This is a genomic window from Pseudomonas sp. FW215-R2 (assembly GCF_058789255.1).
This window is the reverse complement of the sequence record NZ_JBYTBO010000027.1, coordinates 26,284-52,445: the sequence shown is the minus strand read 5'-3', so window position 1 is coordinate 52,445 and position 26,162 is coordinate 26,284. Positions and strand designations below refer to the sequence as shown.

General features: G+C 60.4%; 28 protein-coding genes. 6 read left to right on the top strand and 22 right to left on the bottom strand.

Going from position 1 to position 26,162, the window contains the following annotated elements; translation table 11 throughout:
* Nucleotides 1-50 precede the first annotated feature (50 nt).
* The 3 genes from minE to minC all read right to left on the bottom strand — a co-directional run bounded on the left by minE (nucleotide 51) and on the right by minC (nucleotide 2,024).
* Complete coding sequence (minE, locus tag AC3WRD_RS26980) at nucleotides 51-305, bottom strand: cell division topological specificity factor MinE (RefSeq protein WP_003223146.1); 255 nt, start codon at nucleotides 303-305, stop codon at nucleotides 51-53.
* On the bottom strand, nucleotides 305-1,117 hold the full coding sequence (gene minD, locus AC3WRD_RS26975) for a septum site-determining protein MinD (protein ID WP_096822931.1): 813 nt from the start codon (nucleotides 1,115-1,117) through the stop codon (nucleotides 305-307). Before minD ends, minE begins: the two co-directional genes overlap by 1 nt.
* Nucleotides 1,118-1,286: 169 nt before the next feature.
* Nucleotides 1,287-2,024: a septum site-determining protein MinC gene (gene minC / locus AC3WRD_RS26970; protein ID WP_102622517.1), complete on the bottom strand. Its 738-nt coding sequence runs from the start codon at nucleotides 2,022-2,024 to the stop codon at nucleotides 1,287-1,289.
* A gap of 117 nt (nucleotides 2,025-2,141) precedes the next feature.
* On the opposite strand from minC, the gene AC3WRD_RS26965 reads away from it, so the two are divergent.
* A complete protein-coding gene (locus AC3WRD_RS26965; protein ID WP_096822932.1) occupies nucleotides 2,142-3,074 on the top strand; it encodes a lipid A biosynthesis lauroyl acyltransferase in 933 nt (310 codons plus the stop codon).
* Between the two features lie 35 nt (nucleotides 3,075-3,109).
* On the top strand, nucleotides 3,110-4,282 hold the full coding sequence (locus tag AC3WRD_RS26960; protein WP_102622512.1) for a patatin-like phospholipase family protein: 1,173 nt from the start codon (nucleotides 3,110-3,112) through the stop codon (nucleotides 4,280-4,282).
* Between the two features lie 38 nt (nucleotides 4,283-4,320).
* On the opposite strand, the gene AC3WRD_RS26955 is transcribed toward AC3WRD_RS26960, so the two are convergent.
* From AC3WRD_RS26955 to puuE, 8 genes are all read right to left on the bottom strand, one after another.
* Entirely contained in the window at nucleotides 4,321-5,106 is a 786-nt protein-coding gene (locus AC3WRD_RS26955; RefSeq protein ID WP_096822934.1) for an outer membrane protein OmpK, read from the bottom strand.
* Between the two features lie 372 nt (nucleotides 5,107-5,478).
* A complete protein-coding gene (locus AC3WRD_RS26950) occupies nucleotides 5,479-6,264 on the bottom strand; it encodes an outer membrane protein OmpK (RefSeq protein ID WP_102622511.1) in 786 nt (261 codons plus the stop codon).
* Nucleotides 6,265-6,349: 85 nt separating this feature from the next.
* A complete protein-coding gene (locus AC3WRD_RS26945; protein ID WP_085608811.1) occupies nucleotides 6,350-7,708 on the bottom strand; it encodes a nucleobase:cation symporter-2 family protein in 1,359 nt (452 codons plus the stop codon).
* Between the two features lie 169 nt (nucleotides 7,709-7,877).
* Nucleotides 7,878-9,191, bottom strand: coding sequence for a urate hydroxylase PuuD (locus AC3WRD_RS26940; RefSeq protein WP_096822936.1), 1,314 nt, complete (start codon nucleotides 9,189-9,191; stop codon nucleotides 7,878-7,880).
* Nucleotides 9,192-9,242: 51 nt separating this feature from the next.
* Nucleotides 9,243-9,746 carry an ureidoglycolate lyase gene (locus AC3WRD_RS26935; protein ID WP_007960046.1) on the bottom strand — a complete coding sequence of 168 codons (504 nt, stop codon included), beginning with the start codon at nucleotides 9,744-9,746 and terminating at the stop codon, nucleotides 9,243-9,245.
* Between the two features lie 151 nt (nucleotides 9,747-9,897).
* Entirely contained in the window at nucleotides 9,898-10,893 is a 996-nt protein-coding gene (gene alc, locus AC3WRD_RS26930) for an allantoicase (RefSeq protein WP_007960036.1), read from the bottom strand.
* An 87-nt stretch (nucleotides 10,894-10,980) separates the two neighbouring features.
* Nucleotides 10,981-11,496, bottom strand: a complete 516-nt coding sequence (gene uraD, locus AC3WRD_RS26925; RefSeq protein WP_102622510.1) for a 2-oxo-4-hydroxy-4-carboxy-5-ureidoimidazoline decarboxylase — start codon at nucleotides 11,494-11,496, stop codon at nucleotides 10,981-10,983.
* Nucleotides 11,493-12,419, bottom strand: coding sequence for an allantoinase PuuE (gene puuE / locus AC3WRD_RS26920; protein WP_007960032.1), 927 nt, complete (start codon nucleotides 12,417-12,419; stop codon nucleotides 11,493-11,495). The genes uraD and puuE overlap by 4 nt, the downstream gene beginning before the upstream one ends.
* A gap of 420 nt (nucleotides 12,420-12,839) precedes the next feature.
* Here puuE and uraH point away from each other — a divergent pair, with 420 nt between their 5' ends.
* Nucleotides 12,840-13,193, top strand: a complete 354-nt coding sequence (uraH, locus tag AC3WRD_RS26915; RefSeq protein ID WP_011333195.1) for a hydroxyisourate hydrolase — start codon at nucleotides 12,840-12,842, stop codon at nucleotides 13,191-13,193.
* Nucleotides 13,194-13,316: 123 nt separating this feature from the next.
* Here the strand turns inward: uraH and AC3WRD_RS26910 are convergent, their stop codons facing one another.
* The 4 genes from AC3WRD_RS26910 to AC3WRD_RS26895 form a co-directional block, all read right to left on the bottom strand.
* Nucleotides 13,317-14,858 carry a hypothetical protein gene (locus tag AC3WRD_RS26910; protein WP_146013103.1) on the bottom strand — a complete coding sequence of 514 codons (1,542 nt, stop codon included), beginning with the start codon at nucleotides 14,856-14,858 and terminating at the stop codon, nucleotides 13,317-13,319.
* 259 nt (nucleotides 14,859-15,117) lie between these two features.
* A complete protein-coding gene (locus AC3WRD_RS26905; RefSeq protein ID WP_096822940.1) occupies nucleotides 15,118-15,747 on the bottom strand; it encodes a LysE family translocator in 630 nt (209 codons plus the stop codon).
* Between the two features lie 87 nt (nucleotides 15,748-15,834).
* Complete coding sequence (locus AC3WRD_RS26900) at nucleotides 15,835-17,184, bottom strand: NCS2 family permease (RefSeq protein ID WP_085710637.1); 1,350 nt, start codon at nucleotides 17,182-17,184, stop codon at nucleotides 15,835-15,837.
* 198 nt (nucleotides 17,185-17,382) lie between these two features.
* Nucleotides 17,383-17,826, bottom strand: a complete 444-nt coding sequence (locus tag AC3WRD_RS26895; protein WP_102622507.1) for a MarR family transcriptional regulator — start codon at nucleotides 17,824-17,826, stop codon at nucleotides 17,383-17,385.
* A gap of 82 nt (nucleotides 17,827-17,908) precedes the next feature.
* Between AC3WRD_RS26895 and AC3WRD_RS26890 the strand changes: the two genes are divergently transcribed.
* A complete protein-coding gene (locus tag AC3WRD_RS26890; protein ID WP_102622506.1) occupies nucleotides 17,909-19,075 on the top strand; it encodes an aminotransferase-like domain-containing protein in 1,167 nt (388 codons plus the stop codon).
* 30 nt (nucleotides 19,076-19,105) lie between these two features.
* On the opposite strand, the gene AC3WRD_RS26885 is transcribed toward AC3WRD_RS26890, so the two are convergent.
* From AC3WRD_RS26885 to AC3WRD_RS26865, 5 genes are all read right to left on the bottom strand, one after another.
* Complete coding sequence (locus AC3WRD_RS26885) at nucleotides 19,106-19,477, bottom strand: glutaredoxin family protein (protein WP_102622505.1); 372 nt, start codon at nucleotides 19,475-19,477, stop codon at nucleotides 19,106-19,108.
* Nucleotides 19,478-19,579: 102 nt separating this feature from the next.
* Nucleotides 19,580-20,125, bottom strand: a complete 546-nt coding sequence (gene folE, locus AC3WRD_RS26880) for a GTP cyclohydrolase I FolE (RefSeq protein WP_003204506.1) — start codon at nucleotides 20,123-20,125, stop codon at nucleotides 19,580-19,582.
* Between the two features lie 77 nt (nucleotides 20,126-20,202).
* The gene (locus AC3WRD_RS26875; protein ID WP_085732349.1) at nucleotides 20,203-20,760 is read right to left on the bottom strand and encodes a Smr/MutS family protein; all 558 of its coding nucleotides are present in this window, start codon (nucleotides 20,758-20,760) and stop codon (nucleotides 20,203-20,205) included.
* A 74-nt stretch (nucleotides 20,761-20,834) separates the two neighbouring features.
* Nucleotides 20,835-21,155: a hypothetical protein gene (locus AC3WRD_RS26870; RefSeq protein WP_096822944.1), complete on the bottom strand. Its 321-nt coding sequence runs from the start codon at nucleotides 21,153-21,155 to the stop codon at nucleotides 20,835-20,837.
* Between the two features lie 131 nt (nucleotides 21,156-21,286).
* Nucleotides 21,287-21,877: a cysteine hydrolase family protein gene (locus tag AC3WRD_RS26865; RefSeq protein WP_096822945.1), complete on the bottom strand. Its 591-nt coding sequence runs from the start codon at nucleotides 21,875-21,877 to the stop codon at nucleotides 21,287-21,289.
* A gap of 239 nt (nucleotides 21,878-22,116) precedes the next feature.
* Between AC3WRD_RS26865 and prmB the strand changes: the two genes are divergently transcribed.
* Complete coding sequence (gene prmB / locus AC3WRD_RS26860) at nucleotides 22,117-23,025, top strand: 50S ribosomal protein L3 N(5)-glutamine methyltransferase (protein ID WP_096822946.1); 909 nt, start codon at nucleotides 22,117-22,119, stop codon at nucleotides 23,023-23,025.
* Between the two features lie 42 nt (nucleotides 23,026-23,067).
* Here prmB and AC3WRD_RS26855 read toward each other — a convergent pair whose 3' ends face one another.
* Together AC3WRD_RS26855 and AC3WRD_RS26850 are read right to left on the bottom strand one after the other, a co-directional pair.
* Entirely contained in the window at nucleotides 23,068-23,859 is a 792-nt protein-coding gene (locus AC3WRD_RS26855) for a hypothetical protein (RefSeq protein WP_096822947.1), read from the bottom strand.
* Nucleotides 23,860-23,956: 97 nt separating this feature from the next.
* On the bottom strand, nucleotides 23,957-24,910 hold the full coding sequence (locus tag AC3WRD_RS26850) for an alpha/beta hydrolase (protein ID WP_096822948.1): 954 nt from the start codon (nucleotides 24,908-24,910) through the stop codon (nucleotides 23,957-23,959).
* 130 nt (nucleotides 24,911-25,040) lie between these two features.
* On the opposite strand from AC3WRD_RS26850, the gene aroC reads away from it, so the two are divergent.
* On the top strand, nucleotides 25,041-26,132 hold the full coding sequence (gene aroC, locus AC3WRD_RS26845; RefSeq protein WP_102622504.1) for a chorismate synthase: 1,092 nt from the start codon (nucleotides 25,041-25,043) through the stop codon (nucleotides 26,130-26,132).
* Nucleotides 26,133-26,162: the final 30 nt, after the last annotated feature.

Sequence of the window (26,162 nt, the reverse complement as noted above, 5' to 3'; positions counted from 1 at the left end):
CCTCCGGTGTCGGAAGGGCCCTGAGCCGCCGTCGTTCCTGCCGGATCGACTCAGCGATCTGGCAGGGTGATGTTGAGTTCCAGAATCGAGCAACTGCCCTGGCTCTCCAGTGCAACATGTACGTCGTCGTTGCCGATATTGACGTACTTGCGGATCACGTCCACCAGTTCCTTCTGCAAGGCTGGCAGGTAATCCGGCGTGCTGCGCTGGCCGCGCTCATGCGCCACGATGATCTGTAGACGCTCTTTCGCTACCGAGGCAGTGCTTGGCTTTTTGTTGGCACGAAAGAAGTCAAAAAGGTTCATTACCTACCTCCAAACAGGCGCTCGAAGAATCCCTTCTTCTCGACATCGAGGAACCGGTGTGCTTTGTCTTTGCCCAGCAGGCGGTCGACGGTGTCGCTGTAGGCCTGGCCGGCATCGCTCTGGTCGTCGAGGATGACCGGGACGCCCTGGTTGGAAGCCTTGAGCACCGCCTGGGATTCCGGGATCACGCCCAGCAGGGTCACCGAGAGGATTTCCTTGACGTCTTCGACGCCGAGCATTTCGCCCTTTTCAACGCGCTCCGGGTGGTAGCGGGTGATCAGCAGGTGTTCCTTGATCGGGTCTTCGCCACGTTCGGCGCGACGGGACTTGCTGGCCAGCAGGCCGAGCATGCGGTCCGAGTCACGTACCGAGGAGACTTCCGGGTTGGTCACGACGATCGCTTCGTCAGCGAAGTACATGGCCAGGTGGGCGCCTTTCTCGATGCCCGCCGGGGAGTCGCAGACCACGAACTCGAATTGTTCCTTGAGCTCCATCAGGACTTTTTCCACGCCTTCGACGGTCAGCGCGTCTTTGTCGCGGGTCTGGCTGGCGGCCAGCACATAGAGGTTTTCCAGGCGCTTGTCTTTGATCAGGGCCTGTTGCAGGTTGGCTTCGCCGTTCACGACGTTGACGAAGTCATACACCACGCGGCGCTCGCAACCCATGATCAGGTCAAGGTTACGCAAGCCCACGTCGAAGTCGACGATCACTGTTTTGTGGCCGCGCAGAGCGAGGCCGGTACCGATAGCGGCGCTGGTGGTGGTCTTACCCACACCACCCTTGCCGGATGTAACCACGAGAATCTTGGCCAAGGTGTTTCACCCCTAAGGAAGAAGGACTGTTCAGCCCCTGAAAAACATCTCTTGAAAACTACTGCAGTCGGACAGCCTTGGCTGGAATTTGGCTTTTGGCCTTTTTCCTACTTCGTTTGAGCCGTTTTCGCTACGTTTTAGAGATGCTTGGAAAATGCGGCAGTATCCGTTAAAGCCGAATGATGTTCAACACGTCGCCCGATAGGCTGACCTGTACACCCGAACCCCACATCGGATCGCGACGCAGGTCTTCGGAAACCTTGTAATGGCCTGCGATGGAGATCAGTTCAGCGCTCAATTGCTGACAGAAAATCCGCGCCTTGGTGTCGCCCTTGACCCCGGCCAGCGCACGACCGCGCATCGGGCCGTATACATGGATGTTGCCATCGGCGAGAAGTTCCGCCCCCGGGCTGACCGAGGAAACCACCACCAGATCGCCACCCTGGGCGTAGATCTGTTGGCCACCACGTACTGGCGTGGTGATGACGCGGGTCTGTTTGACGGCCGGCTCAGGCGGTTTTTCCGGCTTCTTCGGTGCGACGGGTTCAGCGGTTTCCAGCGGTCGCTCGCGGGCGCCGGACGGCGGCAGCACCGGAATGTCGATGGCGATGGCGGCGGCGATGTCTTCGATGCGGCTGGCGCGGATCGCCAGGGTGCGCAGACCGTGCTGGCGGCACACGCGCATCAGGCCCGGCAGGTCGACGGCGCCTTCGCTCGGCGGCAACTTGTCCAGCGCCAGAACCAGCGGCGCGTTGCTGAAGAAATTCGGTGCCTGGGCGACTTTGGCGGCCAATTGCCGATCGAGGCTGTCCAGGTCGTTGCGGGACAGTTCCAGCACCGTAATGGCGAGCATGCTGCCCTTCAGCTGGAACACGGGATCTTGGTCTGGCGATTCGGTTTGGCTCATGTCGGCATACAACGGCTTGTCACTAAAAGTGCCGAGACTTATAACGAGAACGCCCGCCAGCCGCAAGCCGGGTCGAACGATGTAGAATGCGCGGCCACTGTATTTACGGAAGCTTTAATGGATCGCCCGCGTTTTCGAAAAGCATTTCTTGCTCCACGCTTCTGGCCGCTCTGGTGCGGCCTGGGGCTGTTGTGGCTGATCGTGCAGCTGCCGTATCCGGCATTGCTGGCGATCGGTCGCTTTCTCGGTGCCTTGATGTATCGCTTCGCCGGCGACCGGCGGCGCATCGCCAAGCGCAATCTGGAACTGTGTTTCCCGGAAAAATCCGCTGCCGAGCGCAAACGCCTGCTCAAGGAAAACTTTGCCTCCACCGGCATCGCGTTCTTTGAAATGGCGATGAGCTGGTGGTGGTCCCGTCAGCGTCTGGCAAAGCTGGCCCATGTCGAAGGCCTGGAGCATCTGCAACAGGCCCAGCGCGAAGGCAAGGGCGTGATTCTGATGGCGGTGCATTTCACCACCCTGGAAATCGGCGCGGCGCTGCTCGGCCAGCAGCACACCATCGACGGCATGTACCGCGAGCACAAGAACCCATTGTTCGACTTTATCCAGCGTCAGGGCCGCGAGCGGCACAACCTCGATTCGCTGGCAGTGGAGCGTGACGACGTGCGCGGGATGCTCAAGCTGCTGCGTTCCGGGCGCGCGATCTGGTACGCACCGGATCAGGATTACGGCGCCAAGCAAAGCATCTTCGTGCCGTTGTTCGGCATTCAGGCCGCGACCGTGACGGCCACCAGCAAGTTCGCCCGGTTGGGCAAGGCACTGGTGGTGCCGTTCACTCAGGAGCGTCTGGCCGACGGTAGCGGCTATCGTCTGGTGATCCATCCGCCGCTGGAAGGTTTCCCGGGCGAGACTGAAGAAGCCGACTGCATCCGTATCAACCAGTGGGTAGAAGGCGTGTTGCGCGATTGCCCCGAGCAGTACCTGTGGGCGCATCGTCGCTTCAAGAGCCGTCCGCCGGGCGAGCCGAAGCTGTACGCCAAACGTCGTTGATCCACCCAATCCCATAAGCACCACGGAGCGTTGCGATGAGCCCAGCTGAACCGGTCACAGGTTTGATTCTTTCCGGCGGCGGGGCTCGGGCGGCGTATCAGGTGGGGGTGCTGGCGGCGATTGCCGAACTGCTGCCGCTGGGCGCGGACAATCCGTTTCCGGTGATCGTCGGCACCTCGGCCGGGGCGATCAACGCGGTCAGCCTCGCCAGCGGCGCCACGGACTTTCGCGCCGCCATCGAACGCCTGACCCTGTTCTGGCAAGGCTTTCGCAGCCATCGCGTGTTGCGTAGCGACTGGCCAGGGGTGATCCGCCAGGCCAGCCGTTTCGTCAGCCACAGCCTGCTGGGCATGGGCCGGCAACTGCCGGTGGCGCTGCTCAACAGCTCGCCGCTGCGCCACCTGCTCAATGAAAAACTGCACATGCCCGGCATCGCGGAATCCATCGCCCGCAAGCAGTTGCATGCGGTGGCGGTGACTGCATTCGGCTACGAGTCGGGGCAAGCGGTGACCTTCTATCAGGGCGGCGGTAGCATCGATGCCTGGCTGCGCCATCGACGCATTGGCGTACCGACGCAATTGACCGTGGAGCATCTGCTCGCGAGTTCAGCGATCCCGCTGTTGTTCGCGCCGGTGAAAATCGGCGAGGAATTTTTCGGCGATGGCGCGGTGCGGCAGTCGGCACCGATCAGTCCGGCCTTGCACCTGGGTGCGAGCCGGGTGCTGGTGGTGGGCGTCAGCGGCAACCCGCGCGGGTTCGACCCGGCACAACCGCTGGAGCGCACTTATACCGGTCAACAGCCGACGCTGGCGCAGATCGGCGGGCACATGCTCAACAGTACGTTCATTGACAGCCTGGAAAGCGACATCGAGCTGCTTCAGCGTCTGAACCAGTTCAGCCATCTGATGCCCGACGGAACGCCAACGCGGGCTTTGGGTGTGGCGCCAGTGGAAGTGCTGGTGATCTCGCCGAGTCAGCCGATCGATGAAATCGCGGCGCGGCATCGTCAGGAACTGCCGGCGGCGTTGCGGCTGTTCTTGCGCGGGCCGGGGGCGACCAAAACGAGCGGGGCAGGGGTGTTGAGTTATTTGCTGTTCGAGGCGGGGTATTGCAGTGAACTGATCGACCTGGGGCGGCGCGATGCGTTGGCCAAGCGCGATGAGCTGTGCCGGTTTCTCGGAATCGGCGAGGCGGTGGTTCCGGCCTGAAACGGATGGCGCCCTGGCGGGCGCCATCCGCAGCACTATCAGAAGTGGAACTTCACCAGGAAGCTGGTCACGTTCTGATTGGTGGTGAAGGCACGGGTGTCATCGATCCCGTACTTGTCTTTCCAGTAGTCGTATTCAACACCGACGTACAACTGCTTCTCGCCGAAATTCAGCGCCTTGCCCAGGTCGTATTTGACCTGTGGGTTGAAGTGCAGGTTGGCGTGGTATTCGCCTTTGCTGTTGACGTCGTTGTCGACCACCCAGTCCATGTAGCCGTCGATCAGCACGTTCGAATTGCCGACTGGAATGGTGTAGGACCAGACTGGGGTGATCTGCCAGACGTTGTCACCCGGACGCGAACCTTCGGTGTGACGCTGGTAGAAGTTCAGCTGGAAGTAATCGAAGCCCGGAATCGCCAGGTCGAAGCCTGGACCGATCAGGTAAGACTCGACGTCGCCTTCACCGAACTCGTAAGTCATCGCCAGCAGCACGTCTTTGATCGGTCCGAATTCAATCTTCTGGTCGAGGATCTTGCCGAGCGACAGGCGTGGGCTGAATTCGCCGTAATAGGTGTTGTTGCCGACGCCGCCGTCTGGCTTGCCGTTGTAGAAGATCTTGTCGATGAACAGGAAGTTGTCCCCATACTTCCATGCATCGGCGTGCTCGAAGGTGACCGTCTGCTGGATGGCCGGGTTGACCTTGAAATCCTTGCCGTAAAGGTAGGTCAGGCTGTTGTTCTGCCATTGCAGCAGACCGTCGGCCATGGCCTGACCCCCGGCCAGCATGGTTCCCGCAAGCATCAGGCTGGTGCTCATACGTTTCATTCGGTTGCTCCCAAAGTAGGTGTTCCACGTTTATTTTTTTGAGTCGGCGCTCTGGTGTGGCGCCTTTTTTCGTTGCTGCAAAAATCATCCATCCGGTCAGCTTTCATGCTGTTAGCAAGAGCTGAGCCAAGGCTTTTCGAAAAGCAAAAAAACGCCCGTCGGCTGCTGAAAAACAGTCGACTGAGCGTGTTTTCGGGACGCCTCGGTACTGACCGGGGCCGGGATAAGTTGGCCCGTTGGTCAGGAATTAAATCCGGGCTTTTTTTTAGACCGAATTCAGAAGGCCGCGGAGAATACTGACTCAACGGCCAGGTCTCAAGTGCCCCGCAACAGAGCACCGACGACAGGTAGGGGGCACGGTTGCGGGTCATCTTAGAAGTGCACCTTCACCAGCAGGCTGGCGGTGTTCTGATTGGTGTCGAGGTTGTGGCTGCTTTCGACCCCGTATTTGTTCTTCCAGTAGCTGTACTCGGTGCCGACATACAACTGCTTCTGGCTCCAGCCGAGGGCTTTGCCCAGGTCGTATTTGATCTGCGGATTGATGTGCAGGTTGGCGTGATAGGTGCCGCGGGAGTTTTCGTCGTTATCGACAACCCAGTCGAGGTAGCCATCGATCAGCACGTCGGAATTGCCCACCGGAATGCTGTAGGACCAGCCCGGGGTGATCTGCCAGACACCATCGCCCGGGCGCGGGCCTTCGGGCTGGCGGCGGAAGATGTTCAGGGTGACGTAGTTGAAGCCCGGTACCTTCAGGTCGAAACCTGGGCCGATCAGATAGGCCTCGCTCTCGCCTTCGCCATACTCGTAGGTCATTGCCAGCAGCACGTCCTTGATCGGGCCGAACTCGAGCTTGCGGTCGAAGATCTTGCCGAACGAGAAGCGCGGGGTGAATTCGCCGTAGAAGGTGTGCGGGCCTTTGTTGCGGTCTTCCTGGCCGTTGTAGAAGATCTTGTCGACGAACAGGAAGTTGTCGCCGTACTTCCACTTGTCGGCGTGCTCGAACGTCACCGTCTGCTGGATCGACGGGTTGATCGCGAAGTTCTTGCCGTACAGATAGCTCAGGCTGTTGGTCTGCCACAGCAATAAATCGCCGGCCATGGCCTGTGATGCGGCCAGCAGGCCGCCGCTCAACAACACGTTGGTTTGAGTCCGGATCATCTGTTGCTCCCTCTTGTTTTTATTGTTTGAGGCAAAGCTGTCGCGAGGGGGCTGGCGTTGGCGAGCCCCTCTTTTACTCTTCGGATCAGTGCGGGTGTGCGTGACAGTCGTTGATGGCCGCGCGTTCGGCGCCGCCCAGGATGTTGAACAACAGGTTCAGCGTCAGCGCGCTGAGGGTGGCCATGGCGATCCCGCTGTGGGTGATCGGACTCATCCACAATGGCAAGTGGGCGAAGAATTCCGGGCGCACCACCGGGATCAGGCCCATGCCGATGCTTACCGCTACCAGCAACTGATTGCGCCGGTCGCCGATGTCGGCCTCTTGCAGGATCTTGATACCGGTAGCTGCCACCATGCCGAACATCGCAATCGCTGCGCCACCGAGTACCGCCGGTGGAATCGATGCCACCAGGAACGCCGCTTTCGGCAGAAGGCTGAGGACGATCAGCAAACCGCCGGCGACGATGGTCACCGAGCGGCAGCGCACGCCGGTCATCTGCACCAGGCCGATGTTCTGCGCGAAGGAGGAGTGGGTGAAGGTGTTGAAGAAACCGGCAACGAACGATGCGCCGGCATCACACAGCAAGCCGCGACGCAGCATGCGCGGGCAGACTTCCTGGCCGGTGATCTTGCCCAGTGCGAGGAACATCCCGGTGGACTCGACGAAGATGATCACCACCACCAGACACATCGACAGGATCGGCGCCAGTTCGAACTTCGGCATGCCGAAATGCAGCGGGGTGACGAATTGAACCCATGGCGCGTTGGCCATGCCGCTCAGATCGACCATGCCGATGGCGCCGCAGAGCACGTAGCCCAGGCACATGCCGATCAGCACGGAGATGTTGACCCAGAAACCGCGCATGAAGCGGTGGATCAACAGAATGGTGGCCAGCACCAGTGCGGCGATGGCCAGGTAAATCGGTGAACCGAATTGTGCGGCACCAGCACCGCCGCCGGCCCAGTTCACGGCCACGGGGAACAACGATAAACCGATCGAGGTGATGACCGTGCCGGTCACGAGAGGAGGGAAGAAGCGTACGACCTTGGACATGAACGGCGCGATGATCATGCCGAAGAACCCGGCGGCGATGGTGGCGCCGAAGATCCCCTGCAGACCGATGCCGGGCATGCCGGCCATGGCGACCATGCTACCGACGGCGGCGAAACTGGCGCCCATCATCACCGGCATGCGAATGCCCATCGGGCCGATCCCTAAGGACTGCACGATGGTGGCGATGCCGGCGACCAGCAGGTCGGCGTTGATCAGGAAGGCGATTTCTTCACGACTCAGGCCAGCGGCCTGTCCGATGATCAGCGGTACCGCGATGGCGCCGCCGTACATCAGCAGAACATGTTGCAAACCGACGAGGATCAGTTGCAAAAGGGGCAAACGCTGAATGGCGGGTGCGTCGGGGATGCGCGCTTTGGACAGCTCGGACATGCAACACCTCGGATCTTTTTTATTCTTGTGATGAACAGCGGCCGGGTTGCTTGCCGCTGTCCTCTTTGCATCAGGCAGACCGCTTATGCGGCCAATCGCAGGCAAGCCAGCGCCCACAGGATCCGGATGATCCGTGTGGGCGCGAGCCTGCGCGCGAGGTTTTTACGGCTTAGTTGGTCTGGGCTCCCTGGGCAATCCATGCACCGATCAGGTCACGTTCCTGCTGGGTCATCTGCGTGATGTTGCCCAGTGGCATGATCTGCGTGGTGATGGCTTGCGCCTGGATCCGCGCCGCGTTCTGGCGGATCTGCTCGGGGGTGTCGAACATCACACCGGCCGGTGCCGCGCTGAACAGCGGGCTGGTCGGTTTGGCCGAATGGCAGACCGCGCAGCGTTCCTGGATCACGTTGTGCACCTTGTCGAACGCAGGGCCGGTGTTGGACGCCTGAGCCGGAGCGGCGGCCGGTGCAGCAGGTGCGGCCGGTTGTGCCGCTTCAGCCGGTTTCGCGCCACCACCCAGGGCCGTTTCCGGCAGCGGCTGGTACTCGATTTTCGCAGGAGCCTTGGCCACTTCCGGCGCGGTCGGCATCGGCGCAGGGCCGGTGACGTAAGCCAGGGTGATCATGCCTACCGCTGCCACTGGCAGAGTCCAGGCAAACTTGTGGCTGTCGTGACGGGTGTTGAAGTAGTGACGTACCAACACCGCCAACACTGCGATCCCGGCCAGGATCAACCAGTTGTACTGGCTGCCGTAAGTGCTCGGGAAGTGGTTGCTGATCATGATGAACAGCACTGGCAGGGTGAAGTAGTTGTTGTGACGCGAACGCAGCAGGCCTTTGGCCGGCAGGGCCGGATCCGGCGTGCGGTTCTCGGCGATCGCAGCCACCAGTGCGCGTTGCGCCGGCATGATGATGCGGAACACGTTGCCGACCATGATGGTGCCGATGATCGCGCCGACGTGCAGGTACGCACCACGACCGCTGAACACCTTGCTGAAGCCATACGCCGCGCCGATGATCAGCACGAACAGGATGAAGCCGAGCAGGGCGGGTTTCTTGCCGAGGGGCGAATCGCAGAGGAAGTCGTAGATGAACCAGCCGGCGATCAGCGAACCGATGCCGATGGCCACGCCTTCAGGACCGGTCAGGCCGCTGCCGGGTGCCACGAGGTAGAGCACGGGGTTGGAGTAGAACACCACGCACAGCAGCGCGATCCCCGACATCCAGGTGAAGTAGGCTTCCCATTTGAACCAGTGCAGGTTCTCCGGCATCGACGGAGGGGCCAGTTTGTATTTTTCCAGGTGATAGATACCGCCGCCGTGGATCGCCCACAGATCACCGGCAAGACCGGTTTTCGGGTTGACGCGGTTGAGGTTGTTCTCCAGCCAGACGAAGTAGAACGACGCGCCGATCCAGGCCACGCCAGTGATCATGTGAACCCAGCGCACGCTCAGGTTCAGCCATTCCAACAGATGTGCTTCCACAGTCTTTACCTCTCGCCTGTCACTCTTGTTGTCGAGTGATCAGACCTTCTCTTATTGGTGGGGGGCGAGGATCAAACGCTCATCCTCTTTGAAAAAATGCTCATCGCAGTTATTGCCTGTGCCACTGCGATCAACCACCAGGAAGTCATCCCGCTTTTCGATCGTCAGCACCGGATGGTGCCAGACGCCGCGATGGTAATTGATGCCCTGCCTGCCGTTGGTGACGAAGGCGCGGACCAAGCCTGATACAGGTTCATCGCCAAGTGGCGCGACCACGATCAGAAAGGGGTTGCCGAGCAGCGGAATGAAAGCCTGGCTGCCCAGCGGATGGCGTTCCAGCATGCTGACGGTCAGCGGCATGTCCTGCGCGTCGGCGCGGAAGATGCTGATGATCGCGTTGTCCTCAGGCGTCGCGGTTTCGACCGTCGCCAGTTTGTGGAAGCGCATGGTCGAACCGTTGTTGATCATGAAGTGATCGCTGCCGTCGGTTTCGATCACGTCACCGAAAGGGGCGAAGGCTTCTTTGGTCAGCGGTTCAATCGTCAGTGTGCGCATGCTGTTCTTCTTAATCTCTTGAAAATTGATCGTTCCCACGCTCTGCGTGGGAACGCTGCCATGGACGCTCCGCGTCCACTGTGACGCGGAGCGTCACGGTATGCATTCCCACGCAGACGGTTCGACGCCTCGACGTGGGAACGATCGGGTGTTACTTCGCGACTTTGCCCAGTACGCGCAGGCGGCTCACACCACCATCCGGGAACACGTTCAGACGGATGTGGGTGATCGGGCCCAGTGCCTTGATCTGCTCGACGAAGGTGTGTTCGGCGTGCATTTCCAGCTTCTGGCTCGGCAGCAGTTCGCGCCAGAACAGCGACTGGGTTTCGATCTGGCTGTCGGTGCCGCCCTTGACGAACGCGCCCTGGATCGAGCAGGTGTCCGGGTAGTTGCCCTTGAAGTGCAGGGTGTCGACGATGATTTTCTCGATCTCGCCCGGGTGGCCCAGCGCGACGATCACCCAGTCATTGCCCGGGGTGCGACGACGTGCGGTTTCCCAGCCGTCGCCCATGTTGATGCCACGGCCCGGGTTGAGGATGTTGCTCATGCGGCCGAAGTGTTCGTCGGAGCAGGCGAGGGCGCGGCCACCGTTGAGGGCTGCAGCCAGGTCGACTTGCTCGTTGTCGCCAACCGCCGACCAGTCGCGGAACGGAATGCCGTACACGCGCAGACGGGCAACACCGCCGTCCGGGTAGATGTTGAAGCGCAGGTGGCTGAACGCCTTGTCGTTGCTGATTTCGTGGTAGTGGTGGCTGTTGCCCTGCAGCTCGACGGCCGACAGCACTTCAGTCCACTGGGTGTTTTCGTCCGGCTCGCCCGAGGCCAGGAAGCACGCTTCCAGAGAGGCCGATGGCGGGAAGTTGCCGGTGAAGAATGAAGTGTCGATGTCCACGCCTTTGATCGAACCCGGTACGCCCAGGCGGATCACCGCGCTGTCGTAGCCTTCGAAGCGCTTGCGGCGGGATTCCCAGCCGTCCATCCACTTGCCGTTGTCATCGAACACGCCCTCCTTCCACACGGCCGGGGTCGGCTGAAACAGACGATTGGCGTCTGCGAACCAGTCATCGGTGACCGAGATGATTTTGGTGCCCAGACGGGCATCGGCCAGGTTGACGAACTTCTCGAAAGGTACGGCGTAAGCTTTCATTCTTCTTGTCTGCCTTTAAATAAGTGGCTTGGGATGCTTGCGAGGCCCTGGGCGTTCTCCGCGTCTGACACGCTCGGGCCATGCTCGCTAAAGAGTCAGTAAACGGAACAGGGCAATCTTGTTGATCTCCGCCAGCGCGCATTTGAACTCGGTGTCGACCGGGTTGTGAATGCGCGTTTCGAACGCCGCGAGGATCTGATGCCGGTTGCTGCCTTTTACCGCCATGATGAAGGGAAACTTGAACTTGGCTTTGTAGGCGTCGTTCAGCTCGGTGAAGCGAGAAAACTCTTCGGCCGTGCATTGGTGAATACCGGCGCCAGCCTGTTCATTGGTGCTGGCTTCGGTCAACTGGCCCTGGACGGCAGCTTTGCCGGCCAGGTCCGGGTGAGCGTTGATCAGTGCCAGCTGACTGGTGTGATCGGCGCTCAACAGGATGTCGCTCATGCGCTGGTGCAGGGTTTCGATCTGGTCGATCGACGCGTTCTGGCCCAGGTCGAAGGCCTTTTCGGCCACCCATGGCGAATGTTCGTAGATGTCGGCGAAGGCTTTGACGAAGGCGTCGCGGCTCAGGGTCGACGGTTTCAGGGTTTGAAAGGTGCTCATTTGGCAGCCCCTTGGTACGGGTGGGTTTCGTGCCAGTGACGCGCGATGTCGACGCGACGGCTGAACCACACCTGTTCATGACTTTTGGCGTATTCGATAAAACGCTTGAGCGAAGCCAGACGCGCCGGACGGCCCACCAGACGGCAGTGCAGGCCGATCGACAGCATTTTCGGTGCTTCAGCGCCTTCGGCGTAGAGCACATCGAACGCGTCTTTGAGGTATTCGAAGAAGTCGTCGCCCTTGTTGAAACCCTGGACCTGGGTGAAGCGCATGTCGTTGGTGTCCAGGGTGTACGGGATCACCAGGTGCGGCTTGCCGGTCGGGTTGTTCGGTTCCCAGTAGGGCAGGTCGTCGTCGTAGGTGTCGCAGTCGTAGAGGAAACCGCCTTCTTCCATCACCAGACGACGGGTGTTCGGGCCGGTGCGGCCGGTGTACCAGCCCAGCGGGCGCTCGCCGGTGAGTTCGGTGAGGATGCGGATCGCTTCGAGCATGTGCTCGCGTTCCTGCGCCTCGTCCATGTACTGGTAGTCGATCCAGCGGTAGCCGTGGCTGCAGATCTCGTGGCCGGCCTCGACCATCGCGCGGATCACGTCCGGGTGGCGCTGGGCGGCCATGGCCACGGCGAAGATGGTCAGCGGAATGTCGAATTCCTTGAACAGTTTCAGAATCCGCCAGACGCCGGCACGGCTGCCATACTCGTAAAGCGATTCCATGCTCATGTTGCGCGCGCCTTGCAGAGGCTGGGCCGCGACCATTTCCGAGAGGAAGGCTTCCGATTCTTTGTCGCCGTGCAGAATGTTGCGCTCGCCGCCTTCTTCGTAATTGAGTACGAACGACAGGGCGATCCGGGCATTGCCCGGCCAGTGTGGGTGAGGAGGGTTACTGCCGTAACCGATCAGGTCGCGTGGGTAGTCAGCGCTCACTGCAGTCTTCCTTCTTATTCGTTGACAGGTTGTGTAACGGCCTGCACAGGCTGGCGTCACAGCGATGGGCTGATTGTATACAACTTTATTCTCAATTTGTAAGCCTGAATTTTCGCATTTTTCACCGGCTGTCATCTTTTACTGCTAATGGCGTGAGCCTGCAAGAAACCTGCCTGACCAGTCAGCTAATGGACTGGGGGTTCAATGAATGCATGGTGCAAGGGCAGATCACCGGGAAATCGGAGGATGGCGGGGGTAAGAGGAAAAATGTCGTTTTTATTGTGTACAATTTTTTTGAAAAGTGTCTTAATCAATCGCTCGCCGCAGCTTTTCGTGCTCCGAAACGGTGCGGTCTCCTTTTCAACTGACTTCGGGAGGCGCGAAGTCTGACTGCTCCACGCAGGCAGGCGCGCAGAATCAATGGGACGTTTGACAACACACGTTTTGGACGCTGCACACGGTTGCCCGGGCAGCTCGATCAAGGTCGAGCTGTACCGCGTTGAAGGTTCGCACCTGGAATTGGTCGCCAGTGCGCTTACCAACAGCGACGGCCGGGTCGATGCGCCGCTGCTGCAAGGCGATGACTACCGTACCGGTGTCTATCAGGTTCAGTTCCACGCCGGGGATTACTACCGCGCCCGTGGCGTCCAGTTGCCGGAGCCGGCATTTCTGGACGTGGTGGTGCTGCGGTTCGGCATCTCTGCCGAACAGGATCACTACCACGTACCGTTGCTGATCTCGCCTTACAGCTATTCCACCTATCGGGGCAGCTGACCCCCAAGCAGCTGACCCCCAAGCAGCTGCCCCCACCGGGAAGCGACTGCGCATATAGCTTCTTTGGTCTTTCGCCCGCTCACACTGCGGGCTTTTTTTCGTCGGTCATTCAGCAACCTGCGATCACAGCCGCGCGTGTCCGTCGCGCACGATAAACACCGTGTCGTCAGCGTTCGCCAGCGTCTGCGGGCCGCCCCTGAGCCAGACGACTTTGTGGGTGGCGTGCGCTGCAATAACCGCCGCTGCCGCCGCTGCGCCCACCTGAATGTGCAGGCGCAGGCTGGCGCTGTGCTGATCGACATTCAGCGTCTGGTTGATCTTGCGGCCCCGGATGCGATGCAGGCTGATGAAGAACACGTAGTCATGCCCGGTGCGTTTGAACACCAGCGCCGGAAAAGAGTTGGACGGGCTGGGATCGAACACGGCGTAGCCGTTACGGGTCAGCAATGTCGCCATGAAACGCTTGAGATCCACCGCCGATTGGGTGGTGGTCGAATACAGCCATTCCTGACGAAACAATGCCGGATCGAAATCCAGCCGCTGCAACGGCCCACCCGGTGTCGGTGTCGGCAGTTCGATGGCACGGATCGCTCCACTGCCCGACGTCGGCAGAATCGGCAGCATCAGCAGTGGGTCAGCCAATTGCGGGCGTGGATGGGCATTTCCGGCTTTCCAGTCGTTGAAGGTTTGTCGTAGCAGGGTCAGTCCCGAGCCGGTGGCGGTGTTGGCGCCATTCGCCAGTACAAACTGATGGAAGGCGACGTTCTCCAGTGAGGTCGCCGATAACTCCGGAAAGTATTGGCTGACGTAATTCGTCAATGGGCGTTCGAACGGTAACGTCGGATCGATTTGCCAGTGCTGGGCCGGTGGAACCTGAATGGCGCCTCGCGGCTGTTGCCGCGGGTCCAGTCTGAGTGTGCGGTCCAGCAGGTCGAAGTCGTAGATCAGATGATTCGGGTTCTTGATGTAGACGATCGGATCGCTCGCGTCGCCGCGTGGAATGACTTTGTACTGAATCCCGTCGACGCGGATGTCACCCGGGGTGGCGTGTTGCGGGTCGATGCTCCAACCGTTCCACGGCGTCTCCTCAAGGCGAGGGCGTTTTGACGGTACGGTGGACTGTTCATCATCCGGCACTCGGTGGCGTGAAATGAACAATTGCGAGGTGCCGGCGTCCGGCGCATTTTCCGTCAGGACCGGACGCCACATCAGCGTCCCCTCAACCCGTTCCAGCAACGGACCGGACGCGAGGAGTTCGTTCGAAAGCCTGGCTCTCATTCCATTCTGTGTGTCCGGTCCGATCTGCACCGTTCCGCCCTCGACAAGATCGACATAGGCATGGCGGCCCGCTGAACGAATGCCGTTCAGCAGGTCGGGAGGCGGCAGTCGGTTGACCAGCCCGGGTGCGAGAAAATAACTGCCGATCGGCCTTTGTACGGTGCTGTCCCGGACGTGCGTCTCGGCAGGGAGGTCGTAGATTTCGATCATCTGCCGGCGGGTCACAGGTGGCGCAGGCAACTGCCAGGCCGGGTGGGTCAAGGTCGGATCGATCAAGGTGTCGGGCATCAGGCGCGGTGGTGTTGGAGTGTCCGGCGTGGTGTCCCGTACGACAGGCGTGGTATCCGGCGTATCTGTTTTCGGTCGGGTGGGGCGTTTGGGGCTCATTGATTGTTTGGCTCTGTCAGGCAATCGATTATCTGGAGGGCACCGCCTCCGTGCGCCAGATGAGGCGCACGATGCGCAGAAATGATCGTCAAGCCGGGGTTTTGACGGGTGGTACATATGTATAGCGAAGACAGATGGACACGATCGGGCAATCGTTCATCAGAAGAGGCGAGGGGGGTTAGCGAAGCGTCTGCCGCCCTCGCATGGCGATTCGAGGGCGGCAGTCAGTTGCAAATCTGGGCAGTCAGGATGCGATATTTCAGTGACCGCTCAGCAGCGATGCGGCACCTGCGCCGCCAAACAGACCGGCGCTGATCCGGTTGAACCAGCTCTGACCCTTGCCGCTGCGCAGGTAGCGCGCCGCACCATGGGCACCGAGCCCGTAGGTCAACTTGCACAGCAGATCGAGCACCGTCCAGGTGGCGATCATCACCAGCAGTTGTGGGAGGAACGGTTGTTGCGCACTGAGGAACTGCGGCAGAAACGCGGCAAAGAACAAGATGTCTTTCGGATTGCTCGCGCCCAGCACGAAGGCCCGGCTGAACAATGCGCGGAATTTCGGAACCGGTGCCGCTTGCGGAACCTCGGCGCCGGTCGATGGCTGGCGTGATTGCTGCCAGCTCTGCCAGGCGAGGTAGAACAGGTAGATCGCGCCGATGATTTTCAGGGCGCTGAACAGTTTTTCGGACGCCAGCAGCAGAGCACCGAGCCCCAGCGCCGAGGCACTGAGCAGGCAGATCGAGGCGAATACGCCACCGAGAAATGCCGGGTATGAACGGCGCAAACCGTAATTCAGACTGTTGCTGATCATCAGCAATGACAGCGGCCCCGGAATCAGGATCACCACCAGCGCAGCGCCGCTGAACAGCAGCCAGGTTTCCAGACTCATCACTTTCTCCTTTTTATCGTTATCAAGAATGTGCAAAAGCCTCACCCGCAAGGGTGAGGCTGTTTTGACGCTCGAACCGCGTGACGCTTACAAGAAGATGAACTTGGCGATGAAGATCGCGCAGAGCACCCACAGGCTGACGGAGATCTCTTTGTATTTACCGGTGCCGGCCTTCAGCGCGACATAGGTAATGAAGCCCAGCGCGATACCGTCGGCGACCGAGAAGGTCAACGGCATCATGATCGCGGTGACGATGGCCGGAATACTGTCGGTCGCTTCGTCCCATTCGATGTGCGCCATGCCGCCCATCATCAGCATCGCTACATAAATCAGCGCGCCGGCGGTGGCGTAGGCGGGAATCATGCCGGCCAGCGGTGCAAAGAACATCGCGGCTATAAATAGCACACCGACGGTGACTGCGGTAAGACCAGTCCGACCACCAGCCGCTACACCGGCGGCACTTTCCACATAGCTGGTGACCGGCGGAACGCCGACGACTGCACCGAATACGCTGGAGGCGGAGTCGGCTTTCATGGCGCGGGAGAGGTTTTCGATGCGGCCGTCAGCGCCTACCAGATTGGCGCGCTGCGCAACGCCCATCAGGGTGCCGGCGGTGTCGAACATGTGCACGAAAAGGAAGGCGAGCACGACGCTGATCATGCTGACGTTGAACACGCCGGCGACGTTCATGGCCATGAAGGTCGGCGCCAGGCTTGGTGGGGCGGACATGATGCCCTCGTAGTGCACCAGACCGATGCCCCAGCCAGCCAGGGTCACGGTGATGATGCTGATGAGGATTGCACCGAACACTTTGTGGTAGCTGAGGATCGCGATCATCAGGAAGCAGATGGCGGCGAGCAGCGGGCCGGGTTCACGCAGCGAGCCAAGCTTGATCAGCGTGGCCGGGCTGTCGACGACAATGCCGGCGGTCTTCAGGCCGATCAGCCCGAGAAACAGACCCACACCGGCACCCATCGCAAAGCGCAGGCTGACCGGAATGCTGTTGAGCAGCCATTCGCGAATCCGCGAAAAGGTCAGGATCATGAACAGCACACCCGAGACGAACACCGCACCCAGCGCGGTTTCCCAGTTGTAGCCCATGGTGCCGACCACGGTGTAGGTGAAGAATGCGTTGAGGCCCATGCCCGGCGCCAGGCCCACCGGCCAGTTGGCGTACAGACCCATCAGCAGGCAGCCCAGCGCGGCGGCGATGCAGGTGGCGACGAAAGCCGCACCGTGATCGATCCCGGCATCGGCCATGATGTTCGGGTTGACGAAAATGATGTAGGCCATGGTGATGAAGGTTGTCAGACCGGCGATCAGCTCGGTCTTCACCGTGGTGCCATGCAAGCTGAGTTTAAAGAGGCGCTCAAGCAGGCCATTGCGTAACGGCGGCGAGAGTTCCAGCGTCGATGCTTCGGATTTGCGGCTTTCCACAGCGAGTACTCCTCAAGAGTTTTATTGTTATTTCCAGGACCGGACCCTATGAGGGGGTGGCAGCGGTCCTTTGAGGCATACGCGAATTTGTTGACCATGCGGTCAGGAACTCGCACGCTGTGGATTATGCTTTTGTATACAAATAAAGCAAATAATGTTTTTGGTTTTGTCGACGAAAGTTTTGAGGATCGGGCTATATCACTCGGCGGCGCGGTTTTTCCCCAACGACAGATTCACCGCCAGCCAGCCGTTGACAGCCGTTTCGCCCGCTTCGGCAAACACTCGCTCCAGCAATTTCACCTGCTCGCGGCGCAATGCCTGTTCAAATTTCGCGCCTTCGACGGTCAACGTCAGAAGCCGTTTCCGTTTGTCTTCTTCGGACGCCACGCTGTCCACCAGGTGCATTTCCTGCAATTGACGCAACGGCATGTTCAACGCCTGTTTGCTCACACCGAGTAGCGCGAGCAACTCCTTAACGCTCAGGTTCGGGTAGCGGGCGATGAAAAACACGATGCGCTGATGCACGCGGGACAAGCCGCGACGCTCAAGCATTTCGTCAGCCTTGGCGGTGAACGCCTGGTAACCGAAGAAGAACGCTTCCATGGCTTGTTGTTGGCTGGCGCAGTTTTTAAGGTCAATCATATTGACGTTTCCGCTGAGGTTGTCGTAATTTCAGTCAATAAGTTTGACTCATTTTTCCCATGCCTCGCTAGCGGTGACTTCCATGGCTTTTTCCGAACGTGTCTCGCGTCTCAAAAGTTCTCTGATCCGTGAAATCCTGGCCGCAGCTCAGCGCCCGGAAGTCATGTCCTTCGCGGGCGGTTTGCCTGCTGAAGCCATGCTGCCGAAGGTCGAATGGGCCGACATGCCGCTGTCTCTCGGCCAGTACGGCATGAGCGAAGGCGAGCCCGCGTTGCGCGAAGCCCTGGCGGCAGAGGCGAGGGCGCTGGGGTTGCCGTGTGAGGCGAGTCAGGTGCTGGTGGTCAGCGGTTCCCAGCAAACCCTCGATCTGGCGGCCAAGCTGTACATCGACAAGGGCACCGAAATCCTGCTCGAAGCGCCGACCTATCTGGCGGCCTTGCAGATCTTCCAGCTGTTCGGCGCCGAATGCCTGACTGTGCCGCTGGAGGCCGATGGACCAAATCTGGCACAACTGCGCCAGCGCCTGGAGCAGCATCGCCCAGCGTTCATCTATTTGATTCCGACCTTCCAGAACCCGTCCGCCGTACGCTACAGCGAAGCCAAGCGCGAGGCCGTCGCAGCACTGCTCGACGAATTCGGCGTGACTCTGATTGAAGATGAGCCTTACCGCGAACTGACTTTCGACGGCGGCAGCGCTCAACCGATTGCCGGTCGTTTGAAGACATCCAGTTGGATCTACACCGGGACCGTGTCGAAAACCCTGTTGCCGGGCCTGCGCGTCGGCTACCTGATCGCCAGCCCGGATCTGTTCCCGCACCTGCTAAAACTCAAACAATCGGCGGATCTGCACACCAACCGCATCGGGCAGTGGCAGGCGTTGCAGTGGATCGGCAGCGAGAAATATCAACAGCACTTGAGTGAATTGCGCGGCTTCTACCGTCAGCGTCGCGATGCGTTTCAGTTGGCGCTGGAAACTCACTTCGCTGATCTGGCGGACTGGAACACGCCGCAGGGCGGGCTGTTTTTCTGGCTGACCCTGAAGCAGCCGCTGGACACACGTACGTTGCTGAACACCGCGCTGGCCAACGATGTGGCGTTCATGCCGGGCGAGCCGTTTTTCCCCGACCCGGATCGCAACCACGGTCATCTGCGCCTGAACTTCAGTCACATCGACCCCGCCCGGCTGGACGAAGGCCTCAAACGTCTGGCAGCGGTGGTACGCCAGGCGCAGGCCGCACAGGCTGCATGAAAAAACCGGCCATCAGGCCGGTTTTTTTATTCAGACTGCGGCGAACCGCTTGTTCAGATATTCGATGATCGTGTTGGACTCATACATCCAGGTGGTCTGACCGTTCTCTTCGATGCGCAGGCACGGCACCTTGATCTTGCCACCCTGTTCCTGCAGGGTCTGGCGATCCTGCTCGTTGTTTTTCGCATCCTTCAGGGCCACCGGCACATTCAGGCGACGCAGGCTGCGGCGGGTCTTCACGCAGAACGGGCAGGCGTGGAACTGATACAGGGTCAGGTCTTTCGCGGCGGTATCCACCTGAGCCTGGGCAGCGGCGGGGCGCTGTTTCTTGCCCGGGCGGGTCAGGAAATCAACGAAGATGATCAGTTGGCCGAGGCCGACACGAAGCGCTTTGACGAACACGTTACAAGCCTCACAGGGACATTGAAGAAGGCGCGCAGCTTACCCGATTTTTCACGGACGAAAAAAAACCAGCGATCAACGCCGGTTTTTTTCTGTCACGCATTACTTGATCAGGCTGAGAAACTCGCTGCGGGTCGCCGCGTTTTCACGGAACTCACCGAGCATCACCGAAGTGATCATCGACGAATTCTGTTTCTCCACACCGCGCATCATCATGCACATGTGCTTGGCCTCGATCACCACAGCCACGCCCAGCGCGCCGGTGACCTGCTGGACCGCATCGGCGATCTGGCGGCTGAGGTTTTCCTGGATCTGCAGGCGGCGGGCGTACATGTCGACGATCCGCGCGACCTTCGACAGGCCCAGCACTTTGCCGCTCGGAATATACGCGACGTGGGCCTTGCCGATGAACGGCAGCAGGTGGTGTTCGCACAACGAGTAGAGCTCGATGTCCTTGACCAGCACCATTTCGCTGTTGTCGGAGCTGAACAGGGCACCGTTGGTGACCTCTTCGAGCGTCTGTTCATAACCGCGGCAGAGGTACTGCATGGCTTTGGCGGCACGCTTTGGCGTGTCGAGCAGGCCCTCGCGGGACACGTCCTCGCCCAGTTGGCCGAGAATCGCGGTGTAATTCTGTTCCAGGGACATGAAACTACCTGTGGGGATTTTCGCAAAGGGCAAGGGTACGGTGGCGGACACGACCCTGCAAGTTCGGTGTGACGGGATTATTCGTCGCGGCCTTCCATCATGGTGCGTTTGAGCATCACGTAAACCGCGCCGGCGCCGCCGTGTTTCGCCTGGCACGAGCAGAAACCGAGCACTTGTGCATGCTGACGCAACCAGGTGTTGACGTGGCTCTTGATCATCGGCCGCTTGCCGTCCAGCCGCACAGCCTTGCCGTGGGTGACGCGCACGCAGCGGATTTCGAATTTGGTCGCTTCGGCGAGAAACGCCCAAAGGGTTTCCCGGGCCTTTTCGACGCTCATGCCGTGCAGGTCGAGGCTGCCTTCGAACGGGATCTGCCCGACCTTGAGCTTGCGCATCTGGCTTTCCTGCACCCCGTCGCGGGCCCACATCAGCTCGTCTTCGGGCCCGACGTCGATCACGAACTGATCGGACAGACCGTCAACAGTGGTGGTTTCGGTACGGATGGTCGCGGACTGGCGCAGCTTGGCGATCTGTGCACGGTCAGCCTTGGGTTTGCCGGTGTCGGCGCGGTCGTGCTTGATCGGCTTGACGCCTTGGATCGCACTTTTGAACAGGGAAAAATCGTCGTCTTGCATATCAGCCTCCGCGAAGGGCGGCCAGTTTACCCAAACAGACACAAAACGGCCCGGCAAAAAGCCAGGCCGTCGATTCAGTCGTGTTTTTTCATCAGGTGCGGGGACATGTTCAGTTCCCGCGATTGCCGTGCGCGACGCCGGCAACGACGCCACAGGGCCACGCCGAAATACAGGAACAACAGGCCGACGGCGAGAATGATCGCCGAGCCCATCGGGGTTGCGTTCAAGTCGCCGAGTGCCGGTGGGTGCCCCAGCAGGCTGGCGGCCCCGGCCAGCGCCAGCAGCACGCCGAACGTCGCCAGAATGGCGGCGATCGCTGCGCCGAAACGAAAACGCCAGTTGCTTTGGCCTTTGGGCCGCAAGCGGCGTGCGTCAAATCCATCGGATAACTTCATTCCGACCTTCCTCAATGGGTATCGGCCCTTCGACCGGGAGTTGACCGGGTTGTTCCTGAGGCTAGGGTAATTGAAGCAAATGCGAGGTCTTTGCAGATGAGCGGCGGGCTGAGCCGCTCATTTACGCTCGATCAGATCAGATCCTGGGTCAGCGCGAGGGTGGCGAAGTTGTCGGCCATGATCGCCATTTCCGCCTCCTGAACCTGTTCGGCACTGAGCACGCGACCCTTGAACGGCAGGTCACGGGTGGCGCAGGCGTCTTCGACCAGGGTGCAACGGAAACCCAGGTTCTTCGCCGCGCGCACGGTGGTGCTGACGCTGGAGTGGCTCATGAAGCCGCAGACGATCAGGTCCAGCGAACCGATGGTTTGCAGACGATCGTAGAGTTCGGTGCCGTGGAAAGCGCTCGGCAGCAGTTTGCCGATAATGGTTTCATCGCCCAGGGGTTCCAGGCCGGGGATGAATTCGCCGCGTTCGCCTTGCGGGTCGAACAGACCGCCGACGGTGCCGAGGTGGCGTACGTGCACGATCGGACGGCCGGCTGCGCGGGCGGCGGCAACCAGTTGTTTGATGTTCGCGACAGCCGCGTCCATGCCGCTCAGGGCCAGCGGGCCGCTGAGGTACTCTTTCTGGGCATCGATGATGACCACGGTGGCATGGCTCAACGTGGCCGCTGCGTAACCGCGACCGCTGAGTTGAAACATCGTTTTTGGAACGGACATTCTGGGGCTCCTTGGGGTGGGGCTTTTGCGACATTGTCCTCTGGCTGAGCGGTTCTGTGAATCGCTACCATCGTAGGCACCGTCGTTACTGGCCTGCAGCCTCGTCAAGTTACACGTTCTGTTCAATAGCTGATAAAGAATTCGGAACACTCCTACCGTTGCCCCGGGATTTTTCCTGCGTCGTCGTGGCGCGTTTTGGCTGGTAGAATCGCCAGTCGTTTTTTCTGGAGTTCTGCCCCGTGATCACTTCCCGACTTCGTACCCTGCGCGACCACATCCGTTGGGCCGTCAGCCGCTTCCATGGGGAGGATCTGTTTTTCGGCCATGGCACCGACAATGCATGGGACGAAGCCCGGCAACTTGTGCTCGGCGCTTTGCACCTGCCATGGGAAATCGCCGACAGCTATCTGGACTGCGCGCTGGAAGACGACGAACTGGTCAACCTGCAACGCCTGCTCAAGCGCCGCATCGAAGAACGCATTCCGACCGCTTACCTGCTGGGCGAGGCGTGGTTCTGCGGCATGTCGTTCATCGTCGATGAGCGCGTGCTGATCCCGCGTTCGCCGATTGGCGAGTTGATCGAAAACCGTTTTGCACCGTGGATCGGCGACGAACCGGCGCGGATTCTCGACCTGTGCACCGGCTCCGGCTGCATCGGCATCGCGTGCGCCTACGAATTCCAGAACGCCGAAGTGGTGCTGGCGGACCTGTCGTTCGAAGCGCTGGAAGTGGCGAACCAGAACATCGAGCGTCATGGCGTCGATGAGCGTGTGTTCACTGTGCAGGGCGATGGTTTTGAGGGTTTGCCGGGTCAACGTTTCGACCTGATCGTGTCGAACCCGCCCTACGTCGACGCGGAAGATTTCGCCGACATGCCGGACGAATATCAACACGAGCCGGAACTGGGTCTGGCCTGTGGCGATGACGGTTTGAACCTGGTGCGCCGGATGCTCGCCGAAGCGGCGGATCACCTGACCGAGAAAGGTTTGCTGATTGTCGAGGTGGGCAACAGCCAGGTACACGTCGAAGCGTTGTACCCGGAAGTCGATTTCGCCTGGCTGGAATTCCAGCGCGGCGGGCATGGCGTGTTCATGCTGACCGCCGAACAGTGCCGCGATCATCAGGCCCTGTTCGCTTCCCGCGTCTGACCTGAACCGATCGTTCCCACCTCGGTGGGAACGATCATTGGCTTAGCGGTGTGTGGCAATCCAGATCAGCAAGCCGGCCTGGAACACTGCAAACGCCACCAGACACGTAATGGTGAAGCGCAAACCCGCGTCTTCACGCTTGAACTTGCTGACCTTGTCTTCCTGCTTTTTCAGCTTCACTTCCTGCTCGGCCAGGTTCTGCTCGGCCTGCTGCAACATCTGCGCAGCTTCGAGAATCTCGACGATCTGCAGCTTTTCGCTGTTCCAGTCGCCCAGCAAGTCACCGACCTGCACTTCCTTGACGCTGCCCTTCAAATGCTGGGCGTCGGCGTAAACCACATCAAAGCCATGCACGCGCAGAAAGTGATCGCGGCGCAGGCGCGTGTCTTCGTTCAGCGCGTCCTTGTTGTTCAAGTCCATGCCGTCGACGGTGTAGGTGGGCCAGCGCTTTTTCGCCCAGTTGATGCCCTGGGCGGCCATGAAGCGGCCGATGCCACGGTTCAGCGGTTCGATCTGCAAACCGCTGTCCGGACCGAAGTGCACGCGTTTGGTCTTGTGGTCGACCCACACGTCGAGCTGGTTCTGCTCTTTGCGCACACGCTGCGCGGGCAGTTTGATCGACATGCGCATCAGGCTATGTTCTTTGCTGTTGCGCTCGGCGTAACCGAATTCGACAAAGCGCAACGGCCGCCCGCCGGTGTTGCGATCGGTCTGCAACGGCGCCAGGCGGAGCATCTTGTGGTGCTCGACGTGGACATCCGCCCATGGCAGCTCGACCGCTGGCGGTGCGTCTTTTTCAGCGGTGGTGTCGGGTGAAGTCTGGGTATCAGTCATAACGGCGAGATCCTGTCCAAGCTGCTTGCCGCCAGCCAGTACGCTGGCGACAAAGGCTTATCGGCCGTTTTCTACAGGACTAGAGGGCAAAAAGAGCTTAACGGGTGCGAAGTCCGTCAATAAATTCGAGGATGCGTGTCCCCAATTCCGCCGCCAGCGGCAAATTCGGGTCCTTGTAAGAGGCCATTTGCCGCTTCACGTCGTTGGGCACGATGCGCATCACGTGGTTCATGCCTTCGATCAATGCCAGCGTCGCGTCGGGTTTTGCCGCCTTGAGCAGGTTGGCGTCATCGACTTGAACCTGAATGTCGTTGCTGCCCTGAACGATCAAGGCCGGCATTTTCAGATGGGCGAAGGCTGCGGACGGATCCTGACGGAACAACGAAATCAGATACGGCTGCACGCTAGGGCGAAATATTGGCTGCAAGGGCGCCGGGACATTGTCGTCGGTGTGGCCGGCCTTGAGGCTGTCGAGCAACTCGTTGCTGCGCTGCATCAGTGGCGGCGGAAGACTGCGGGCCAGTTGCCGGCGCAACACCTGATCGATTGGCCGAGCCGTGCCGGACAGCGAAATGACCGCAGCGGCGTCGACTTTCGGTGCGGCCAGGCTGGCAATCAGTGCGCCCTCGCTGTGACCCAACAGGATCAACGGGCCGAAACGCGGATCAGCCTTGAGCTTCTGGCCCCAGGCCACGGCGTCCGCGACGTAGGCATCCACCGACAGATTGCGCTCATCCGGCGTCGCGGCGAGGCTTGCGGCCACCCCGCGCTTGTCGAAACGCACGCTGGCGATATTGTGCTTGGCCAGCACCCAGGCCAGTCGCTTGAGGCTGTCGTTGCGCCCGCCGTCCGGGTTGTTTCCGTCACGATCCGTAGGACCCGAGCCAGAAAGAATGAGGACAACCGGCACCGGATTGTCAGACTTTGGCAGTAACAGCGAGCCGAAAAGTTCTCCGCTGCCGGTGTCCAAAGTCACCGGGCGTTGCAGGACGGTCGCCTGGACAAAGCCAGTAAACAGGGTAAGGCTCAAGATCAAAACTCGCAGCATCATCACGCCATCATTTGCAAAGGTGCCGGTTGGACTCACCAACACCGCCAAGGTTCGAGGATGAACTACTCGGTTAGCCTGCGTATACTGGCGCGCATCATGAATTTGGGTTTGATTTCACGGAGCGTCCTGCATGTCCGGCAATACCTACGGCAAGCTGTTCACTGTCACCACCGCGGGCGAAAGCCATGGTCCGGCGTTGGTCGCCATTGTCGACGGCTGCCCGCCGGGCCTGGAGATTTCCCTTGAGGACCTGCAGCGCGACCTCGATCGCCGCAAGCCGGGCACCAGCCGCCACACCACCCAGCGTCAGGAGGCCGACGAAGTCGAAATCCTCTCCGGCGTGTTCGAGGGCCGCACCACCGGCTGCTCCATCGGCCTGCTGATCCGCAACACTGACCAGAAGTCCAAGGACTACTCGGCGATCAAGGATCTGTTCCGTCCGGCCCACGCCGACTACACCTACCACCACAAATACGGCGAGCGCGATTACCGCGGCGGCGGTCGCAGCTCGGCGCGGGAAACCGCGATGCGCGTGGCGGCCGGTGCGATTGCCAAGAAATACCTGGCGACGCAGGGCATCGTCATTCGCGGCTACATGAGCCAGCTCGGCCCGATCGAAATCCCGTTCAAGACCTGGGAATCGGTCGAGCAGAACGCCTTCTTCAGCCCGGACCCGGACAAGGTTCCGGAACTGGAAGCCTATATGGACCAGTTGCGCCGCGATCAGGACTCGGTCGGGGCCAAGATCACCGTGGTCGCCGAAGGTGTGATGCCGGGTCTGGGCGAGCCGATCTTCGACCGTCTCGATGCCGAACTGGCCCACGCGCTGATGAGCATCAACGCGGTCAAAGGCGTGGAAATCGGCGCCGGTTTCTCCTCAGTCGCCCAACGTGGCACCGAGCATCGCGATGAAATGACTCCGGAAGGTTTCCTCAGCAACAACGCCGGCGGCATTCTCGGCGGTATCTCTTCGGGTCAGCCGATCGTCGCGCATCTGGCCTTGAAGCCGACGTCGAGCATCACCACGCCGGGCCGTTCGATCGACATTCATGGCAACCCAGCGGAAGTGATCACCAAGGGGCGTCACGATCCGTGCGTCGGCATCCGCGCCACGCCGATTGCCGAGGCGATGATGGCCATCGTGCTGATGGATCACCTGCTGCGTCACCGTGGTCAGAACGCCGACGTGCGCGTGAGCACGCCGGTCCTGGGTCAGCTCTGATGGGTCTACTCACAGCCGCTGCGGTTTGAC

Bases quoted from the DNA above. Each gene is read 5' to 3' on its own strand.
- minC (WP_102622517.1), bottom strand. From the start codon at position 2,024: ATGAGCCAAACCGAATCGCCAGACCAAGATCCCGTGTTCCAGCTGAAG.
- AC3WRD_RS26950 (WP_102622511.1), bottom strand. From the start codon at position 6,264: ATGATCCGGACTCAAACCAACGTGTTGTTGAGCGGCGGCCTGCTGGCC.
- AC3WRD_RS26865 (WP_096822945.1), bottom strand. From the start codon at position 21,877: ATGTCCGTTCCAAAAACGATGTTTCAACTCAGCGGTCGCGGTTACGCA.
- AC3WRD_RS26905 (WP_096822940.1), bottom strand. From the start codon at position 15,747: ATGAGTCTGGAAACCTGGCTGCTGTTCAGCGGCGCTGCGCTGGTGGTG.
- alc (WP_007960036.1), bottom strand. From the start codon at position 10,893: ATGAAAGCTTACGCCGTACCTTTCGAGAAGTTCGTCAACCTGGCCGAT.
- AC3WRD_RS26870 (WP_096822944.1), bottom strand. From the start codon at position 21,155: ATGAAGTTATCCGATGGATTTGACGCACGCCGCTTGCGGCCCAAAGGC.
- AC3WRD_RS26875 (WP_085732349.1), bottom strand. From the start codon at position 20,760: ATGCAAGACGACGATTTTTCCCTGTTCAAAAGTGCGATCCAAGGCGTC.
- minE (WP_003223146.1), bottom strand. From the start codon at position 305: ATGAACCTTTTTGACTTCTTTCGTGCCAACAAAAAGCCAAGCACTGCC.
- AC3WRD_RS26955 (WP_096822934.1), bottom strand. From the start codon at position 5,106: ATGAAACGTATGAGCACCAGCCTGATGCTTGCGGGAACCATGCTGGCC.
- AC3WRD_RS26910 (WP_146013103.1), bottom strand. From the start codon at position 14,858: ATGAGCCCCAAACGCCCCACCCGACCGAAAACAGATACGCCGGATACC.
- AC3WRD_RS26965 (WP_096822932.1), top strand. From the start codon at position 2,142: ATGGATCGCCCGCGTTTTCGAAAAGCATTTCTTGCTCCACGCTTCTGG.
- aroC (WP_102622504.1), top strand. From the start codon at position 25,041: ATGTCCGGCAATACCTACGGCAAGCTGTTCACTGTCACCACCGCGGGC.
- AC3WRD_RS26855 (WP_096822947.1), bottom strand. From the start codon at position 23,859: ATGACTGATACCCAGACTTCACCCGACACCACCGCTGAAAAAGACGCA.
- AC3WRD_RS26960 (WP_102622512.1), top strand. From the start codon at position 3,110: ATGAGCCCAGCTGAACCGGTCACAGGTTTGATTCTTTCCGGCGGCGGG.
- AC3WRD_RS26945 (WP_085608811.1), bottom strand. From the start codon at position 7,708: ATGTCCGAGCTGTCCAAAGCGCGCATCCCCGACGCACCCGCCATTCAG.
- folE (WP_003204506.1), bottom strand. From the start codon at position 20,125: ATGTCCCTGGAACAGAATTACACCGCGATTCTCGGCCAACTGGGCGAG.
- AC3WRD_RS26890 (WP_102622506.1), top strand. From the start codon at position 17,909: ATGGCTTTTTCCGAACGTGTCTCGCGTCTCAAAAGTTCTCTGATCCGT.
- AC3WRD_RS26935 (WP_007960046.1), bottom strand. From the start codon at position 9,746: ATGCGCACACTGACGATTGAACCGCTGACCAAAGAAGCCTTCGCCCCT.
- uraD (WP_102622510.1), bottom strand. From the start codon at position 11,496: ATGAGCACCTTTCAAACCCTGAAACCGTCGACCCTGAGCCGCGACGCC.
- AC3WRD_RS26895 (WP_102622507.1), bottom strand. From the start codon at position 17,826: ATGATTGACCTTAAAAACTGCGCCAGCCAACAACAAGCCATGGAAGCG.
- AC3WRD_RS26850 (WP_096822948.1), bottom strand. From the start codon at position 24,910: ATGATGCTGCGAGTTTTGATCTTGAGCCTTACCCTGTTTACTGGCTTT.
- uraH (WP_011333195.1), top strand. From the start codon at position 12,840: ATGGGACGTTTGACAACACACGTTTTGGACGCTGCACACGGTTGCCCG.